15 protein-coding genes and 1 tRNA gene are annotated in these 18,186 nt (G+C 72.9%); 10 read left to right on the forward strand and 6 right to left on the reverse strand.

Annotation, left to right across the window (positions count from 1 at the left end; all coding sequences use genetic code 11):
• The first annotated feature begins 133 nt into the window (after positions 1–133).
• Positions 134–1,264, forward strand: coding sequence for an ROK family transcriptional regulator (locus BGO91_RS13655; RefSeq protein ID WP_290473366.1), 1,131 nt, complete (start codon positions 134–136; stop codon positions 1,262–1,264).
• 12 nt (positions 1,265–1,276) lie between these two features.
• Here the strand turns inward: BGO91_RS13655 and BGO91_RS13660 are convergent, their stop codons facing one another.
• The gene (locus BGO91_RS13660; RefSeq protein WP_290473287.1) at positions 1,277–2,416 is read right to left on the reverse strand and encodes an ROK family transcriptional regulator; all 1,140 of its coding nucleotides are present in this window, start codon (positions 2,414–2,416) and stop codon (positions 1,277–1,279) included.
• 81 nt (positions 2,417–2,497) lie between these two features.
• Here BGO91_RS13660 and BGO91_RS13665 point away from each other — a divergent pair, with 81 nt between their 5' ends.
• Entirely contained in the window at positions 2,498–3,016 is a 519-nt protein-coding gene (locus BGO91_RS13665; protein WP_290473288.1) for an isochorismatase family protein, read from the forward strand.
• 21 nt (positions 3,017–3,037) lie between these two features.
• Here the strand turns inward: BGO91_RS13665 and BGO91_RS13670 are convergent, their stop codons facing one another.
• The 4 genes from BGO91_RS13670 to BGO91_RS13685 form a co-directional block, all read right to left on the reverse strand.
• Positions 3,038–6,466, reverse strand: coding sequence for an ATP-binding protein (locus BGO91_RS13670; RefSeq protein WP_290473289.1), 3,429 nt, complete (start codon positions 6,464–6,466; stop codon positions 3,038–3,040).
• Positions 6,463–7,164, reverse strand: coding sequence for a DUF4194 domain-containing protein (locus BGO91_RS13675; protein WP_290473290.1), 702 nt, complete (start codon positions 7,162–7,164; stop codon positions 6,463–6,465). The genes BGO91_RS13670 and BGO91_RS13675 overlap by 4 nt, the downstream gene beginning before the upstream one ends.
• A complete protein-coding gene (locus tag BGO91_RS13680) occupies positions 7,161–8,708 on the reverse strand; it encodes a DUF3375 family protein (protein WP_290473291.1) in 1,548 nt (515 codons plus the stop codon). Before BGO91_RS13680 ends, BGO91_RS13675 begins: the two co-directional genes overlap by 4 nt.
• 75 nt (positions 8,709–8,783) lie before the next feature.
• A tRNA-Met gene (locus BGO91_RS13685) sits at positions 8,784–8,857 on the reverse strand.
• A 135-nt stretch (positions 8,858–8,992) separates the two neighbouring features.
• Between BGO91_RS13685 and BGO91_RS13690 the strand changes: the two genes are divergently transcribed.
• Genes BGO91_RS13690 through BGO91_RS13720 form a run of 7 tightly spaced genes read left to right on the forward strand, consistent with a single transcriptional unit; the run spans position 8,993 to position 14,968 of the window.
• Positions 8,993–10,057: a response regulator gene (locus tag BGO91_RS13690; protein WP_290473292.1), complete on the forward strand. Its 1,065-nt coding sequence runs from the start codon at positions 8,993–8,995 to the stop codon at positions 10,055–10,057.
• Entirely contained in the window at positions 10,054–11,052 is a 999-nt protein-coding gene (locus BGO91_RS13695; protein ID WP_290473293.1) for an ATP-grasp domain-containing protein, read from the forward strand. The genes BGO91_RS13690 and BGO91_RS13695 overlap by 4 nt, the downstream gene beginning before the upstream one ends.
• On the forward strand, positions 11,049–11,825 hold the full coding sequence (locus tag BGO91_RS13700) for a PHP domain-containing protein (protein WP_290473294.1): 777 nt from the start codon (positions 11,049–11,051) through the stop codon (positions 11,823–11,825). Before BGO91_RS13695 ends, BGO91_RS13700 begins: the two co-directional genes overlap by 4 nt.
• The gene (locus BGO91_RS13705; RefSeq protein ID WP_290473295.1) at positions 11,822–11,977 is read left to right on the forward strand and encodes a hypothetical protein; all 156 of its coding nucleotides are present in this window, start codon (positions 11,822–11,824) and stop codon (positions 11,975–11,977) included. Before BGO91_RS13700 ends, BGO91_RS13705 begins: the two co-directional genes overlap by 4 nt.
• Entirely contained in the window at positions 11,974–12,360 is a 387-nt protein-coding gene (locus tag BGO91_RS13710) for a response regulator (RefSeq protein ID WP_290473296.1), read from the forward strand. The genes BGO91_RS13705 and BGO91_RS13710 overlap by 4 nt, the downstream gene beginning before the upstream one ends.
• Entirely contained in the window at positions 12,357–14,165 is a 1,809-nt protein-coding gene (locus BGO91_RS13715; RefSeq protein WP_290473297.1) for an ATP-binding protein, read from the forward strand. Before BGO91_RS13710 ends, BGO91_RS13715 begins: the two co-directional genes overlap by 4 nt.
• Positions 14,162–14,968 (forward strand): carbon-nitrogen hydrolase family protein, encoded by an 807-nt coding sequence (locus BGO91_RS13720; protein ID WP_290473298.1) that lies wholly within the window; start codon positions 14,162–14,164, stop codon positions 14,966–14,968. The genes BGO91_RS13715 and BGO91_RS13720 overlap by 4 nt, the downstream gene beginning before the upstream one ends.
• A 9-nt stretch (positions 14,969–14,977) precedes the next feature.
• On the opposite strand, the gene BGO91_RS13725 is transcribed toward BGO91_RS13720, so the two are convergent.
• Positions 14,978–16,174 (reverse strand): pyridoxal phosphate-dependent aminotransferase, encoded by a 1,197-nt coding sequence (locus BGO91_RS13725; protein WP_290473299.1) that lies wholly within the window; start codon positions 16,172–16,174, stop codon positions 14,978–14,980.
• A gap of 166 nt (positions 16,175–16,340) precedes the next feature.
• On the opposite strand from BGO91_RS13725, the gene BGO91_RS13730 reads away from it, so the two are divergent.
• Positions 16,341–18,128, forward strand: a complete 1,788-nt coding sequence (locus BGO91_RS13730) for a trypsin-like peptidase domain-containing protein (protein WP_290473300.1) — start codon at positions 16,341–16,343, stop codon at positions 18,126–18,128.
• Positions 18,129–18,186: the final 58 nt, after the last annotated feature.

The following is an 18,186-nucleotide window of genomic DNA, read 5'->3' on the forward strand; positions in this document are numbered from 1 at the left end:
TGTCAATCCTGCGCGATCCTGGGGATTCCGCTTGCCAGAACTTTGATTGTCCACTTTACTAACAAACATGCTTCTCGATGATGTCCGCCGCCCGGCCGCGTTCGATCCGATCCCGCCGGCGTTCGACGGGCCCATGATCCCGGGGCGCGCCCTCCGGCCGCGCACCAAGGTGCTCCCCGAGCACGCACGCAACCACAACCGGTCGCTCGTGCTGCAGTCGCTGTACCGCGACGGCCGTGCCAGCCGTGCCGACCTCGCGCGGGGGACGGGCCTCACCCGCGTGACGATCTCGGACCTCGTCGGGGAGCTCATCGCCGAGGGCCTCGTGGTCGAGCTCGGCCAGCGCGACGATGCGCGCCCGGGCAAGCCGGCGGTGCTGCTCGACATGGACAGGGGAGCGACCCAGATCATCGGCGTCGACCTCAGCGAGCACGCCGTCTTCCGCGGGGCCGTGCTGGACATCGACGGCCACGTGCTCCACAGCGCGGAGATCGCGCTGGCCGGCAGCAGGGGAGACGAGGCGGTCGCCAAGGCCCTGGTGCTCATCGAGCGACTCGTCGAACTGGCCGCGGTGCCCGTGCTGGGCATCGGCATCGGCTCGCCCGGCGTCGTGGACGCGTCCGGGACGGTGGTCGCCGCCCCGAACCTCGGCTGGACCGACGTCCCCCTCCAACGGCTGGTGGCCGAGCAGACGGGGCGCGCGGTGTTCGTCGCCAACGACGCGAACGCCGCGGTCCTCGCCGAGCACGGCTTCGGGGCCGCCCGCGGCGACATGATGCTCGTGAAGGTCGGCCACGGTGTCGGCTCCGGGCTGCTCGTGGCCGGGGCGATGGTCGTGGGGAGCCGTTTCGCGGCCGGTGAGATCGGTCAGGTCATGGTCGGGACCGACGACGGCGCCGAGGCGCCGTACGATCGCGACCGCGTGCTGGAGGCGTGGCTGGCCGTTCCCCGGCTCGAGTCGCGCGTCGCCGCCGCGGCCATCGCGGGCGAGCCGATCGAGCCGGTGCTCCGGGAGGCCGGGCAGCGGCTCGGCGTGGCTCTCGCCCCCATCGTCGGCGCGCTCGACCTGGCAGAGGTGGTCCTCAGCGGACCGGAGGAGCTGCTGGAGGGCACCCTGCTCGGCGCCGTCCGCACCACGCTGGACAACCGGACGATGGCGGGGTTCCACTCCGCCACGACGGTCCGGATGACGAGCCAGGGTCGCGACATCGTCCTGCGCGGCTGCGTGATCATGGTCATGTCGGCGCAGCTCGGCGTCTCCTGACGCGGTGGGCGGTCAGCGCGCCCAGCTGACCCCGAACGTCGATTGCAGCGCGTGCTGCGCGGCTCCGCGGAATGGCTCGTCCAGCGCCGAGCGCGCGTAGCGGAAGCTGAGCGGCATCGCCGCGCGCACCGGGTGGCGTGCCGCCTCCGCACGCAGGTGTCCGATGAACTCCGGGCCGAGCTCGGCCGACGCTCCGCCCAGCACCACGTTGGGCACGTCGAGCGCCGCGCTGACGAGGAGCAGGGCGCGGGCCAGGATGCGCGCGCCCGAGGCGATGCGGGCCCGCGCCTCCGGCGTCGATGCGAGCTCCGCGATGTCGACCGCCTCGAGGTCGGCGCCGTGAGGGAGCCCGAGCAAGCTCGTGACCGAGACCATCTCCTCGAGGCAGCCGCGGTTGCCGCACGCGCAGACGGGTGCGTCGTCGCCGAAGAGCACCGGGACGTGCCCGATCTCCCCGGCCCGATGGGCGGCGCCGGCCACGACCACGCCGTCGACCATGACGGCCGCGCCGACCCCGGTGCTGAGCGAGACGAAGAGCCGGTTGGCGCCGAAGCCGTCGTCCGCGGAGGTGTCGGCGATGGCCTCCGCGTCGGCGTCGTTGACGAGATGGATGGGAGCGTCCACGACACCGGAGAGGGCGCCCGCCAGATCGAGGTCGCTCCAGCCCAGCTGGACGCTCTCGCGGATGAGCGGTCCGTCGGCGATCCCCGGGACCTGCACGCCGATCGCCGCGACCCGGGCGTCCGTGGAAGCGGCGAGCCGGCGGATCACCGCACGGATGTCGTCGATCGACCCGACCTGCGTCGGCCGGTGGGAGAGCCGGTGCAGCTCGTCGCCGAGCATGCTCAGGACGGCGCCGCGGATCAGTCCCGGCTGGACCAGGACCGAGAGCAGCACCTGCCGCTCCGTGTCCACCCGGAGCGTGGTGGCGCGCTTGCCGCCGGTGCTCTCGGCGAGCTGCCCTTCGGAGACGAGGCCGTCGGCGATGAGCCCCGCGAGCAGCGACGAGACGGTCGCCGAGGTCAGCCCCGTGCGGCGCGCGATGCTCGCCCGCGTCGCGGTGCCGTTGCCCGAGAGCACCAGCTGCAGCGCGGTCGTCAGGTTCTTCTCGCGCACGGCGGCCTGCGTCGCCTTGCCGTGATCGTCTGCCACTGCTCCTGCCGTCCTCGCCGTGCGCCGATCGCGGCGCGTCCTGCCCTTACGACCCTAGCGAATGGGGCGCAAGATGGGGTCATGGGGAACGGACTGATGCTGCTGGACGTGCAGCGCGACATGCTGGAGGGCGAGACCGCGATCGCGGGGGCCGAGGAGTTCCGGCGCGTCATGGGCGAGCTGCTGGAGGCGGCGCGCGACGCGGGCGTCCCCATCGTCCACGTCCAGAACGACGGCGGCCCCGGCGACCCGGACGAGCCGGGCACCCGGGGGTGGGAGCTGGTGTTCCCGCCGGCGCCGGGCGAACCCGTGGTGCGCAAGGACGACCCCGACACCTTCCTCTCGAACCCGGCCCTCGCGGACGTGCTGCACGCCATGGGCGTCGACACGCTGATCGTCGCCGGGTTGCAGAGCGAGCTCTGCGTGCAGGCCACCGCCCTCGGAGCGCTGGAGCGGGGCTTCGCGGTCGTGGTCCCGTCCGGCGCCCACGCCACCTACGACGGGGAGCTGACGGCGGACGGGATCGCGGAACGGGTGTCCCTCGAACTCGACGCGGCCGGCGTGGAGATCGTCGAACTCGACGACGTGACGTTCGGCTGAGCGCGGGGCGCCGGGGCGGGGTCAGCCCGCGTCGCGCTCCAGTTCCACCGCCTCCCGGATGCTAAGGGCGTAGATCCGCGAACGGCCGGGGCGGGCCGGGTCGCCGGTGACGTACGCGACGCTCTCCACATGCTGCTCGAACGCGTTCACCTTGTCGCGCGGGGCGCCGACGATCAGCTGGAAGCCGAGTCCGCGCAGCGCGGAGAGCGCCCGTCCGGTGTACTCGTTGTCCGCCTTGACGAAGCCCTCGTCGAGCACGATGGGGGCGTAGACGGGCACGCGGTCGGTGCCGTCGCCGAGGCGGTAGCGCAGGGCGGCGCCGAGGACGAAGGCGATCAGCTCCTGCCCCTCGCCGCCGGACTTGCCCGCCACGCCCTCGTGCACGATCTGCGCGCCGTCGCGTCGCGTCTCGATCGCGCGGAACTGGAAGTGCTCGCGCGCGTCGAGCACGCGGCGGCGCCAGGCCTCGCCGATGCGGGAGCGCTCCTCCAGTCGGCCGAGATCGGCGCGCAGCGAGAGGAAGTCCCGCTCCACCCGAGCCGGGTCGCGCGTCTCGCCCGGCTCGCCCGCGGTGTGCTTGCGGAGGGTGCGCTTGAACTCGGCCAGGTCGGTGTTGGTGGTGGGGCGCGGGTCGATGTCGAGGGTGGAGCCCTCGCGGAACTCGATGCCGTGCAGCGCCGACGAGATCGGCCGGACACCCCGCCGGATCGCGCGACCGTCCTCCTCGATCTGGGTCAGCAGCGCGCGCAGGCTGTCGCCCATGCTCGCGCCCGCCTTGGCGAGCCAGTCGGACTTCGCCCGCGGGAGGTCGTCCTCGACGAGCGAGCGCTGGATGGCGAGCGCGGCCGGGAGGCTGTCGATCGTGGCGTCGAGCTCGGCCGACGGATCCAGCTCCCGGTAGCGCTCGAAGGCGTTCAGCAGCAGGGTCTCCGACTGCTCGACGGTGCGCTCGTGCACCTCGATCTGGTCGCGCACCAGCCGCTCCGCGTCGGCGTAGCGGCGCCGGACGTCGGCCGCCTCCCGCGGGGCCGCGAACGGCAGGGAACCGAGCAGCGCGCGCTCGGCGTCGTCGAGCCCCGTCGCGTCGAGGTGGTCGGCGACCTCGTCCTCGATGTCGGCGAGAGCGGCGTGCTCGGCGTCGAGCTGGTCGATGACGCGCTGGATGCCCGCGCCGCGTCGTGCTGCGGCGAGCCGGGCCTCGTCCTCGCGGTCGGCCGTGGCGGTGAGCTCGGCGACCTCGGGCCGCTCGACGGCGACCCGCTCGAGGCGCGCGGCGAGTTCGGCGACGCGCTCGGCGGCCGGCGTCACGTCGATCGACGCCCAGTCGAGGTCGGCGACGGAGGCGAGGGCCTCGCGCCGGTGGCGCTCGCCGGCCGAGCGCGACTCGGCGGAGTCGGAGGCCGCGCGGGCCTCGTCGAGCTCCGACTCGAGCCGCGCGATCTCGGCGGTGAGCTCGACGACGCGGGGCGCGTTGTCGAGGCCGATCCAGGAGTCGACGGCCCGGTCGTCCTTGATGACGCGGTCGCGGGAGCCGGTGCGCAGGCCCGCGCGGGTCACGGCGCCCTTGACGCCGATCGGGAGGGACGCATCCAGGTCGTCCGCCGACTCCACGCACAGGATGCTGCGGTCGGCCACGATCTCGTCGTGCAGCCAGCCGTGGAACGGGCTCTGCTCGTCGAAGGACAGCATCGCCGGGACGGTGCCGTCGATCGCCGTGCGCTCGGCCGGGGCGCCGACCTCGGCCGGCACCAGCACGACGCGGCCGCGCATGTCGTTGTCGTTCACGAAGCGGCGCGCGTCGGCGAACCGGCGCTCGTCCACCACGAGGTTCGTGGCGAGGTCGCCGAGGACGCGCTCGACGGCGCGCGACCAGTCGCGGCGGCCGGGAGCGACCTCGAACAGCTCGCCCGCGTAGGGGAGGGCCTCTGGCGCGACACCGATGCCGTCGGCGATCCGCCGTCGACGCGCGTCGGCCTCGGGCGGCACGTTGCTGCGGCGCCGCTCGTACGACGCCTTCTGCGCGGTCTTCTCGGCCAGCGTGCGCTTGACGGTCTCCACCCGAGCGGCCAGCTCCCAGCGCTCGGAGCGGTCGTCCGCCGCCTCGGCGGAGGCGCTGAGCAGGGCGACGGCGCGCTCCTGGGACGCGGCGAGCTCGTCCGCCGTGAGCGGCAGGTCGAGCCCGGCGCTGGTCAGGACCCGCGCCGCGCGATCGCGCTCGCGCTCGAGCTGCGCGAGCATCAGGCCGGCGACCTCCTGCTCGCGGCGGATCGCCTCGGCGGGGTCGCCGCCGAGCGCGGCCAGCTGGTCGAGGGCGTCCTTGTGCGCCCGGTGCGCGGCGGCCTCCTCGTCGGCGGCGGCACGGCGGAGCGCCTCCTGCTCGCGCTTGGCGTCGCGCACGCGGTCGACCTCGCCGCGCACCCAGTCCGCGACCTTCGCCGACAGCCAGACCCAGACGCGGCTGCTCTCCTCGCCGTCGAGCGGCGCGAGCAGCCGGCGCTTGCCGGTCGCGTCCTCCAGGGCCGCGCGGTACTGCTCGGCGCGCACGGGCACGTCGGCGAGCACGTCGAGCTTGCGCCGCGTGGTCTCGAACACGTCGTAGAGGGCCGACGCCTCGCGGTAGCTGCTGAGCGTCGTCTCCCAGCGGGAGAGGGCGCGCGGCTCGGTGAGCACGAACTGCTTGAACAGCTCGTCGATCGAGAAGACGCCCTTCGACGCCTGGGCGCGGCGCAGCAGGGTGAGCGCCTTCAGCTGGGATTCGTCGCTTCCACCGATCCCGAGCTCCTCGCACAGCCGCACGCGGAACTCCGGCTGGGATCCCGTGACCAGGTCGCGCACCGGGTCGACGAGCCGACCGAGCGAGCCTCGCGTCAGCGGTGACGAGCTGCCGGGCTCGGGGCGCAGCTCCGCAAGGCGGGTGAGCGGGAACTCCCCGTGCACGAACACGTAGACGGTCGAGGAAGTCACCTCGTCCTGCGTGGCGGTGTCGCGGCCGAGCCAGGCGAGCCGGGCGGCGGTGATGGTCTCGCCGAGCTCGGTGCGCCAGGTGATCGCCGCGCCCGACGCGAACGCCGTCCCGAGCGGCCGGAGGAAGTGCGTGGTCGTGATGTCGGAGCCGGCTTCGCGCACCTCGTCCGTCTTGCCGCGGGCGTAGCTGTAGACCGTGCGCTCGGAGCGCTGGCGCGTGTCGTCGCGCGCGGCGCGGTTGAACTCCTGCGGGTTGGGCATGATGACCGCGGCCATGGCGTCGAGCACCGTCGACTTGCCGCGGCCCGTCGGCCCGAGGATGGCGAGACCGCCGCGTCCGACCGGCATGGTGTGGAGGTCGTCGTAGCTGCCCCAGTTGAGGAGCTGCACCTGCTCGATGCGGAACTGCCCGCTGTGGATCAGTCCGTCGGCGAGCGGGAGGTCGTCGTCCAGCTCCTCGTGCTCGGCGGTCATCAGGTCGGTCACTCGTCCACCTCCGGGGCGTCGACGTGGGCGTGGGCAGCGGCCGGGGCGGCGTCGTCGCGGAGCTCGGCCCCGCTCGCCTCCTGGAACAGCCGCGTCAGGTGGGCCAGCTCGGTCGTGGTGACGAGGGGCACCACGGCGGGGGAGACCACGTAGAGATCGGGGTCGTCGGTCTCGGGCACGAGCAGCCCGATGCGCTCCATCGCGGCGATCGCGGCGCGGATGCGCCGGTCGACGCGCACCTCGTCGTGCGACGCGTCGGTCTGGAAGCGCCCCAGGAACTCGGCGATGTGGTCGCGGCTGACCGTCACGGCCTCGTCAGCGGCATCGGTGTACGCGTGCTCCTGGCGCAGCAGGATGAGCAGCAGGGACGCGTCGCGGGACAGCGGCTTCTCGCGGCGGAGGAGCACGGGGGCGCCGTCCTCGGCGCTCTGGCGCTTGAAGGCGACCTCGTGGTCGCGGTCGATGGTCAGGGTGAGGAACAGCTCCTCCAGGCGGGCGCGCACGTCGTCCTCGTAGTCGACGAGCCCGCTCCACGCCTCGGGGTGCGTGGCGCGCGTGATGAACCTGCTCGTCAGGAGGGTGACGAGGGCGCGGCGCGCGGCCAGCGGGAGCCGCTCGTCGGCGGCGTCGCCGAACGCGTCGGCGGTCACGGCCTCCACCTCGTCGAGATCCGTGTCGTCCGCGATCGTGTCGGTCATCGCTCCGTCCTCCCGCCGCGTGCCGCGGCCGTCTCGTCGTCCGCGCCGCCGAAGCGGGTGCGCGGGAAGGTCACGTCGCGCGCGGTCTCGCCGGCCACGGCGATGCGCACGGTGTCGTCGCCGTCGAGGACCGTGTCCCGTTCGGCGGCGGCGTCGAGCAGGCTCACCAGCAGGCCGAGGCGCCGGAACTCCGGCGGCGTCGCCGCGTAGACCTCCGCGCCCGTGACCTCCGCGCGTTCGGCGAGCAGGCGCTCGATGGTCTCCTGCACCGCGTCGGGGCTGGTCCCGACCGCGAGGCGCAGGGCGGCGCGCTCCGACGCGGGCAACGCGTCCCGGCTCTCGGTCACGGCCACCGCGATGTCGGGCCGCTCGCCGCCGCGCCAGACCTGCGTCTGCGTGACGTCGGTGAGCGCCCACGGGCCGAGCCCCAGCACGTCCTCCGGCACCGTGACCGGCCCCGGCCGCACTTGGGCCCAGTGGGCGCCGGCCGCGAGGGCCTGGTCGGCCAGCGACAGGAGGCGCTGGTGCTTCTCCGCCCCCGAACGGCTGAGGAACCGGCGCAGCGACGACATCCACCGCACGTAGGTCTCCTGCACGGTCTGCTCCTCGGCGAGCAGCGAACCGATCAGGGTCTCCAGCTGCAGGCGCTGGCGCTCGGTCATCTCGGCGACGGCGAGCGGCTGGGCGAGCACGCGCTCGAGGTCGGCGCGCATCCCGTCGAGCCCGTGGGAGGACAGCATGGAGGCGAAGCCGCGGTAGGCGCGTCCCTCCGGCGTCTGCTCCAGGAGGTCGTTGTCGCGCAGGTACTGCTCGACCAGCGCGCCCTTGCCCACCTGGTCCTCGGTCGCGCGGCGGGCGACCTCCCGGTGCCGCTGCTCGACCATGGCGCTCAGGCGGCGGAAGTCCTCGGGGAGCGACGCGGTGAGGCGCAGCACCTCGCGCAGCTGGCGGCGCACGGCCTCCCCGGCGGCCGGCTCGACCCCGCCCGCCGCGATGCGCGCGCGGCGCGCCTGCAGCTGGGCGATCTGCTCGTCGATGCGCGAGAGCTGCGCGTCGGGATCGGGATCGGTCATGTCGGCCAGCTGGTGGACGGCATGGGCGATGCTGCCGAACCGGGCCTCCGAGACGACGGAGTCGGCGTCCACGAGCTCGCGGACGATGCGGAGCGCCTGGAGCGAGTACTGCGAGAGGCGGTACTCCGCGCGGCCCTCGCGGTCGTGCGGGCGCGAGCGGACCAGCCAGCGGTTGTCGACCCAGCCGCGGCAGTAGTCGGCGGGCGCGGAACGGCGGGGGAGCCCCGGATCCTCCGCGGCGTCGTCCGCGACATCGGCGGACGCCGGAACCGCGTCGCCCTCGGAGACGGCGCTCAGCGCCTCGGCCACCTTCTGGTGGAACCAGTCGGCGGAGACGGGTCCGTCGGCGAACTCCAGATGCCGCGAGAACAGGGGGAGGATCCATCGTCCGTTGTGGCTGCGCAGCAGCGCCCAGGTGGGATGTTCTTCCCAGGCATCCGCGACCGGGTCGGCGGCGAGGGCCTCGTCCATATTCCTCCGCGCTGGGGTTCGGGATCAAAAAAAGGCCCGGACCGGGGATTTCTCCTCGAGTCCGGGCCTGTCCGGTTGCGGGGGCAGGATTTGAACCTACGACCTCTGGGTTATGAGCCCAGCGAGCTACCGAGCTGCTCCACCCCGCGGCACAAGAAATGACTCTAGCACGGGTCTGAGGGGCTGGGAAATCGAACCCGTATCCCGGGCGCGTCCGGCGCGCTCTTCGCGGCGGTAGACCGCCCGTCCCACTAAAGTCGGGTGCAAGACGTAGGGGACAGCGCATGGCGAGTAGCACTCAGAAGTACCGGGTGGTCGTGATCGAGGACGACCCGGATGTGGCCTTCTTCATGAAGACCGTGCTCGAGAAGCGGGCGGACGCGGTGGTGACGGCGATCACCGACCCCTCGCGGGCGCTCTCCACCATCGCCGAATTCGAGCCCGACCTCGTCCTGACCGACATCGAGATGCCGGGCATCTCGGGCCTCGACCTGCTCAAGGAGCTGCGCTCGCAGTATCCCGGCATGCCGGTCGTGGTCATGACCGCCCACGTCTCGGTCGACTACGCCGTCGCAGCGTTGCGGAGCCAGGCCGACGAGTTCCTCACCAAGCCGGTCGCCTCGGCCGACCTCGTCTCGATCGTCACCCGGCTGGCGGAGGAGGGGCGGACCAAGCGCGCCGCCGGCCGTCAGCAGGTGGTGCTCGCCATCGGCGCCCACCCCGACGACGTGGAGATCGGTGTCGGCGGCATCCTCGCCGCGCACCGGGACGCCGGCAACCAGGTCGTGATCCTGACCCTGTCGCGCGGTGCGCGCGGCGGCGACGCGGACGACCGCCAGCACGAGTCGCTCGCCGCGGCGGAGCTGCTCGGCGCCCGCCTGTTCCTGGAGGACCTCGAGGACACCCACATCTCCGCGGCCGATCCGACCGTGTCGATCATCGAGCGGGTGGTGCGGGAGGTCGAGCCCGACATCGTCTACACGCACTCCGCCCACGACCGCCACCAGGATCACCGCGCGGTGCACGCCGCCGTCAACGTGGCGACCCGCAACGTGCGGACCGTCTGCTGCTTCCAGAGCCCGAGCGCGACCATCGACTTCCGCCCCACGCGGTTCGTCCCGATCGACGGCTTCACGGATGCCAAGCTGGCCCTCATCGACTGCTTCCGCTCGCAGGACCTGCGCGCCTACCTCGAGCACGACTTCGTGCTCGCGACCGCGCGCTACTGGTCCCGCTTCGGCGGCGGCACGATGTGCGAGCCGCTCGAAGTCATGCGGGACACCGCCGACATCTCCATCCCCGCCTCGACGATCTCGACCGAGGCCCGACTCCGAAGGACCGCCGAATGACCAGAGTTCTCGTGACAGGCGCGGGCGGCCCCGCGGGCGTCGCCGTGATCCGCTCGCTGCTCGCGAGGGACGACGTCGACGTGCTCGCCGCCGACATGGACGGCTGGGCGAGCGGCCTCTACCTGGTGCCGGCGGCGAACCGCCGGATCGTGCCGGCCGGCCGCTCGGAGACGTTCGTCGACGAGCTCATCGCGATGTGCGGCGCCGACGGCGTGGACGTGCTGTTCTCGACCGTCGACGTCGAGCTCCCCGGGCTCGCCGCCCGCCGTGACGAGCTGCAGGCCGTCGGAACGGCGCTGGCCGCCCCGAGCCACGAGACCCTCGTCACCTGCCTGGACAAGTTCCGGCTGGCCGAGCGGGTGGAGGGCTCCGCCCGCATCCCGCGCACCCGGCTGCTGACCGCCGAGGGCGTGGCGGAGGACTGGGACTTCCCCGTCATCATCAAGCCCCGCAGCGGTGCGGGCTCGCGCGGCGTCCGGCTCATCCCCGACCGCGCGGCGCTCGAGGCCGTGCCACTGGACGACAGCATCCTGATCCAGGAGAACCTGCCGGGGGAGGAGTTCTCCGTCGACGTGCTGGCCGGCCTGGACGGCTCCGTCATCGCCGCGGTGCCGCGGTCGCGCGAGCGGGTCGACTCCGGCGTCTCGATCGCCGGTCGCACCGTGAAGCGGGACGAGCTCTCCGACACGGCCGCCGCGGTCGCGCGGTCGATCGGCCTCACCGGCGTCGCGAACGTGCAGCTGCGCTACAGCGTGGAGGGCACCCCCGCCCTGCTCGAGGTGAACCCCCGCTTCCCGGGCGCCATGCCGCTCACGATCGCGGCCGGCGTCGACATGCCGTCGCTCCTGCTCGACCTCGTGCTCGGCCGCCCGGTGCCCGCGACCGTCGACTTCCGCGAGCTCGCCAACGTGCGGTTCCTCGAGGACGTCTTCCTCGACCCGGCCGACGTGCTGGTCTCGGAGAACGCGGCGCACGCCGACGAGCTCGACGAGTGACCGCCGGGCGTCCCGTGATCGACGTCGCCGAGCTGCTCCGCGGCGACTTCCACGTGCACTCCGCCTTCTCCGACGACGCGGTCAGCACGCTCGCCGAGAACATCGCCGCGGCCGACGCCGCCGGACTCGACCGTCTGCGGTTGAACGACCACGTGCGCGCGTCGACGACCTGGGTGCCGGAGTTCGTCGCGGCCGTCGCGGCCGAGCGGATCCCCTCGGGTCTCACCGTGTTCACGGGCGTCGAGACCAAGCTGCTCGACGTGACCGGAGCGGTGGATGTGCCGGCCGACCTCGTCGTCGGGGCGGGCGGCGTCGACACGATCGTGATCGGCGACCACCAGTTCCCGGGCACGGACGGCCCCTGGTCCCCTCAGGCCACGCGCGACCGCCTCGCCGCGGGCCTCTCGGAGGCGGACGCCCTCGACCTGCTCGTCACGGCCAGCATCCGGGCGATGGAGCGCACCCCGCAGGCGCAGCTCGCCCACTGGTTCTCCATCCTGCCCAAGGTCGGCCTCGACGAGGCGCAGCTCGGAGCCGACCGGCTGACGGCGTGGGCCCAGGCGGCGGCCGCCACCGGCACCGTCGTCGAGGTGAACGAGAAATGGGCGTGCCCCGGCGTGGAGGCGATCGTCGCCCTCCAGCGGGCCGGAGCGCGTATCGTTGCCTCCACCGACAGTCACATCGCGAGCGACGTCGGCCGGTACGACCGGGCGACCGCGCTCCTCACGGAGGCGGCCCGCCGGCTCGCGCCCGAGGGTGAGGACGACCGATGAGCCCCATCGAGCTGAACCGTGCGCAGCGGACCGAGATGCAGCGCGAGATCGACCAGAACCGTCGCTGGGAGCGACGACTGCCGGTGTACGCGGCGATCTCCCTGCTCGTGCTCGCGGCGATCGTCGTGGTCCGGGTAGTGTTCTTCTCGTGACCGGACGCGTCCCGCGCATCGTCATCGCCGATGACGACGACGACATCCGCGGCCTCATGGTGATCGCCGCGAAGCGTGCCGGCGTCGAGGTCGTGGCCGCCGTGGACAACGGCCGCTCCGCCCTCGAGACGCTCCTGTCCGACGACATCGACCTCGCCGTGCTCGACATCTCCATGCCCGGCCTCAACGGAGTGGAGGTCGCCGAAGCCGTCCGCGCGCAGCGACCGGACACCCTCATCCTGATGGTCTCCGCCTCCGTGCAGCTGCTCACGGACCACGGGGTGGTCGCCGAGCGCTCCGACGGGTTCATCATCAAGCCGTTCAGCCCCCGGGTGCTGACGGAGCGCATCCGCGCGATGCTCGGCATCGAGGTGAGCGCATGACGCTCGACCGGCTGCTCGGCCGCCTCCCCATCGATTCGCCGTCGGTCATCATGAAGCAGCTCCCGACGCTGGCCGGTTTCGTCCTGGCGCTCGCCGTGGTGCTCATCCCCGACTTCGTGCCGGTCGACCACCCCGGGTACGTGTGGGCGTCCATCGCCGCGATCGCCGTCGCCACCCTCCTCGCGGGCGTGCTGCCGTGGCACCGGATCCACGACGGCTGGATCACCGTCGTGCCGCTGGTCTCGCTGCTCGCGATCGGCCTGCTGCGTCTCGGCACGGGCGGGTCGACCTCGCCGATCGCGGTCATCCTCCTCCTGCCGTTCATCTGGATCGCCACCGAGGAGGGGCGCCGCAACATCCTCATCGCCACGGCCGGGATGTTCGTCGTGCTCCTGGCGCCGCTGTACGCGACGGGCGTTCCCGGCACCCCCGTCGATCTCGTGCGGGCCCTGTTCTCGCCGGTCATCTACTTCATCGTCGCCACGGTCATCAACGAGATCGCGCACCGGCTCCGCTCCCAGCTGGCCGCCACGAAGGCCGCGGCCGAGCAGCGGGCCGAGCTGCTCGCGCAGGCGGTCACGGCGCAGGACGAGCTGGTGCTCAACGAGGCCCGCCTGAAGACCGCCAACCGGCTCATCCAGAGCATCTGGAACGCGGTGACCGAGCAGTCCGTCATCGGCACCGACCTCGACGGCCTCATCGACGTGTGGAACCCCGGCGCGGAGAAGATGTTCGGGCTCACCGAGAAGCAGGTCGTCGACGGCGATCGGCACATCGTCGAGTTCCATCTGGCGTCCGAACTGGAGGAGCGCCTGCGCGATATGGACGCGCGCTTCACGACGGTCGCCAGTGCGGACGACTTCTCCGCGCTCGTCGACACCGTGCGGGCCGGGTACGCCGACGTGCGGGACTGGACCTACGTGCGCCCCGACGGCAAGCGCGTCCCCGTGCAGGTGGCGGCGACGCCCCGCATCGACGAGAACGGCCACCGCGTCGGCTTCATCTTCGTGGCCACCGACATGACCCAGGCGCGGGAGTTCGCGCGTCTGAAGGACGAGTTCGTCGGCCTGATCTCGCACGAGCTGCGCACACCGCTCAGCTCGATCCTGGGCTACCTCGAACTGATGCGCGACGACGACGAGTCGCCGCTCTCGGACGAGCAGCTGCAGTACCTCGCCGTCGCGGAACGCAACGCGCACCGGCTGCTGCGCCTGGTCGGCGACCTGCTCTTCACCGCCCAGGTCGAGTCGGGGCGGTTCCCGCTCGACATCAAGGACGTCGAGCTCGGCTCCGTCGTCGCGGCCTCGGTCGAGACGGCGCGACCCATCGCGGCCGCGGCCGGCGTCACGCTCGTCAGCGAGGTGCCGGAGGGGCAGGTGGAGGTCCGCGGCGACGCGGTGCGCCTCGGCCAGGCCGTCGACAACCTCATCTCCAACGCAGTCAAGTTCACGCCGTCCGGCGGCACCGTCACCGTCGCGCTGCAGCCGGCCGCGGAGGAGGCGGTGATCGCGGTCACCGACACCGGCATCGGGATCCCCGCCGTCGAGCTGAGCCAGCTCTCGCAGCGCTTCTTCCGCGCCTCCACCGCCACGCGCAACGCCGTCCCCGGCGTCGGCCTCGGCCTCACGATCACCAAGGCGATCGTGACGGCTCACGGCGGCCGGCTCGACATCGCGAGCGAGGAGGGCGTCGGCACCTCCATCAGCATCGCCCTGCCGGTGGAGACGCCGCAGCCGGTGGTGGATGCGCTGCCCGGCGCCGACTCCGTGCCCGCGGCCGGATCCGTGCGCGGAGCGACGTCGTGACCTCGGTCGCCGTCGCCGTCGCGCAGTTCACCCCGCGCGACGATCGGGCGCACAACCGGGAGGTCGTCGCCGGGCTGATCGCGGTCGCCGCCGAGCGCGGCGCGCGGCTGGTCGTGTTCCCGGAGTACTCCTCCTACTTCACCGACCCGCTCGGCCCGTCGTTCGCGCACAACGCGGAACCGCTCGACGGGGAGTTCGTGGACGCCCTCGCGGGCGCGGCGCGCGACCACGGCGTGCACGTGGTCGCCGGGCTGGTCGAACGCACGGACGAGCGGCACCGCTTCGCGAACGCCCTGGTGGCGGTGGCGCCCAGCGGCGACGTGGTCGCCGTCTACCGCAAGCAGCATCTCTACGACGCCTTCGGCTCCCGCGAGTCCGACTGGGTCGTGCCCGGCGAGCTCGGCGAGCCGCAGCTGTTCGAGGTCGACGGGCTGCGGGTCGGCCTGCAGACCTGCTACGACCTCCGCTTCCCCGAGGTCACCCGGCTCCTCGCCGACGCGGGAGCGGATCTCGTCGCCATCCCGGCCGAGTGGGTGCGCGGCCCGCTCAAGGAGCACCACTGGACGACGCTCCTGCAGGCGCGCGCGATCGAGAACACCCTCTACGTCGCGGCCGCCGACCACACCCCGCCCATCGGCGTGGGCGCGAGCGCGATCGTCGACCCGATGGGGGTGACCGTCGCCGCCCTCGCCGAGACCACCGGTGTCGCCGTGGCCGAGGCGTCGCGCGAGCGGGTCGATCAGGTCAGGGAGGTCAACCCGGCCCTGGCCCTGCGGCGGTACCGGGTCGTCCCTCGCGACTGAGCCCGCGGATCAGGCGCTGAGACCGGCGAGCCGGCCGGCCGCCTCCTCCAGCACGCCGATCCGCTTGCAGAAGGCGAAACGCACCAGCGACGCCGTGCGCTCCGCGTACTCGTCGCGGCAGAAGGCGGCCAGCGGCACCGCCACGACCCCGGCGAGGTCGGGGAGCGCGCGGCAGAAGGCGACCGCATCCCGATGGCCGAGGGGAGCGGCGTCGGCGACGACGAAATACGTGCCGTCGGTGGGGAGCACCCCGAAGCCCGCCGCGCGCAGGCCGGCGGACAGGACGTCCCGCTTGTGCGCGAGGTCGGCGGCGATCCCGGTGAAGTACGAGTCGGGAAGAGCGAGGCCGGCCGCGATCGCGGGCTGGAACGGCGCCGCGTTCACATAGGTCAGGAACTGCTTGACGGCGAGGACGGCCGTCACGAGCTCCGGCGGCGCGGTGAGCCAGCCGACCTTCCACCCGGTCGTGTTGAAGGTCTTGCCTCCCGACGAGATGGTGACGGTGCGCTCGCGCGCCCCCGGGAGCGTCGCGATCGGGATGTGCGCGGGGCCGAACGTGAGGTGCTCGTAGACCTCGTCGGTCACGATGATCGCGTCGTGCCGCTCGGCGAGCTCGACGATCGTCTGGAGCAGCTCCCGGTCGAACACCGTCCCGGTGGGGTTGTGCGGCGTGTTCACGAGGATCACGCGGGTGCGGTCGGTGACGGCGGCACGCAGCCGCTCGGGATCGGGCAGGAACGCGGGTGGCTCCAGCGGGACGGTGACGTGCCGCCCGCCGGCCAGGGCGATGACGGCGCCGTATTCGTCGTAGAAGGGCTCGAAGGTCACGACCTCGTCGCCGGGTTCGAGCAGGGCGAGCAGGGTCGCGGCGATCGCCTCCGTGGCGCCCGCCGTGACCAGCACCTCGCGATCGGGCTCGAGCTCGATCCCGTAGAACCGCCGCTGGTGCTCGGCGACGGCGTGACGCAGCACCGGGGTGCCCGGCCCGGGCGGGTACTGGTTCGCCCCGCTCCTGATCGCCTCGACCGCGGCGTCGAGCACCGCGGCGGGGCCGTCCTCGTCGGGGAAGCCCTGCCCCAGATTGATCGCGCCCGTGCGCGCGGCGAGGGCGCTCATCTCCGCGAAGATCGTCGGGCGGACCGTTCCGTCCGCTCCGAGCAGGCCTGCTCCGTCCGCCGCGCGCCGCCAGGCTCCCGAGACCGTCATCTCCACCTCTTCCTCGTGTGCGCCTCCAACCTACGGCCTGGGCCGCCGGGGAGTCGTCGACTACGTTAAGGAGAGTCATCGACAGGCGGAAGGCAGCCCACAGGGGGCGCAAATAGAACACCCAGGTTCGCGTCCCAAGCTGTTCCTGCTTGGAAGGAGCAACACCATGACCGACACCCCGATCACCCCGGAGCCCGCGAAGGCCCAGCACGACGCCGACACCGACGCGGTCGTGGATGCTGGCAGCACCGCCTCCACCGACGCTGCGACCGCGGACACCGCCTCGACCGAGGCCGCGCCCACCGCCCCGTCCGCCGAGACCCCGGCGGCTCCGGCCGCTCCCGCGGTCGAGACCCCGGCCCCGCTCGTCGAGCAGCCCGCCGCTCCGGCGGCCGCGGCGCCCGCCGCACCGGCCGGGTGGACCGCACCCGCCGCCGAGCAGACCGCTCCGGCCGCGCAGCACACCCAGCCCACGCAGCCGCTCGCCCCGCAGCAGCCCTACGGCTCGCAGCAGCCGACGGCACAGCAGCCGACCGCGCAGCAGCCGACCGCGCAGCACCCCGACTACGGCAACGGGTCGTTCGGCCAGCCGGCCTACGCCGGTGCCGCACCGGCCGGTCCCTACGCGCCGCACCCGCACCAGCACACCTATGCCGCCGCGCCCGGCACGCCGGTCCCGCCGACCCCCGGCACCCCGGGCGCAGCGACGGCCGACCGCCCGGCCAAGAAGCGCAACACCGGCCTGATCATCGCCACCCTGGCGATCGGCGCCCTCGTGGGCGGCCTCGCCGGCGCCGGCGCCGGCGTGGGCATCTACTCCGCGGCCACGTCCAACAACGCGACGATCAAGACCGTGTCCGGCCCGCAGAACATCACCGTGAACGACGCCAACAACGCGACGACCGTCACCGCGGTCGCCGCCAAGGCGTCGCCGAGCGTCGTCACGATCTCGGTCACGGCCTCGAGCGAGGGCGGCACCGGATCCGGCATCGTCCTCACCTCGGACGGCTACATCCTGACGAACACCCACGTGGTCACCCTGGACGGCGCCGCCTCCGACGTGTCCATCAGCGTCACGGACAACGACGGCAAGATCTACTCGGCGAAGATCGTGGGCACCGACCCGACGACCGACCTCGCGGTGATCAAGCTCGACGGGGCCTCCGGGATGACGCCGATGACGTTCGCCGACTCGAGCAAGCTCAACGTCGGCGACACCGCCGTCGCGATCGGCGCCCCGCTCGGCCTCTCCGGCACCGTCACCGACGGAATCGTCAGCGCGCTCAACCGCAGCATCAGCATCGCCTCGTCGGCGGCGCCCAAGTCGAGCGACGGATCGTCGGACGGCAACGGCAGCTCGCAGAACCCGTTCAACTTCGACTTCCCGGGTCAGGGCGGCAGCAGCGGCTCGCAGCAGCAGACCACCACGCAGGGCACGATCTCGCTTCCGGTCATCCAGACCGACGCGTCGATCAACCCCGGCAACTCCGGCGGCGCACTGCTCAACAGCAAGGGCGAGCTGATCGGCGTCAACGTGGCGATCGCCAGCGCGAGCGGCAGCAGCAGCGACTCCAGCGGCCAGTCCGGCAGCATCGGCGTCGGCTTCGCGATCCCGGCCAACCTGGCCAAGCGCGTCTCCGACGAGCTGATCAAGAACGGCACGGCCTCGCACGGCCTGCTCGGCGCCTCCGTCGCCGACGCGAGCTCCGACACCAAGGCGACCACGGTCGGCGCGCTGATCAAGGACGTCACCTCCGGCGGCGCCGCGGCGAACGCGGGCCTCAAGGCCGGCGACGTCGTCGTCAACTTCAACGGCGTGCCGATCACCGACGCGACGGACCTCACCGCCCAGGTGCGCGCCCTCGCCGGCGGCGACTCGGCTCCGGTCACGTACACCCGCGACGGCCAGACCAAGACCGCCACGGTCACTCTGGGAACGCTCAGCACCAACTGACCCGCCCCGCGGACCTGAAGGCCGTCCCGTGCTCGCACGGGGCGGCCTTCCGTCGCGT

It is taken from the genome of Leifsonia sp. 71-9, from assembly GCF_001898805.1.
Lineage (GTDB): Bacteria > Actinomycetota > Actinomycetes > Actinomycetales > Microbacteriaceae > Leifsonia.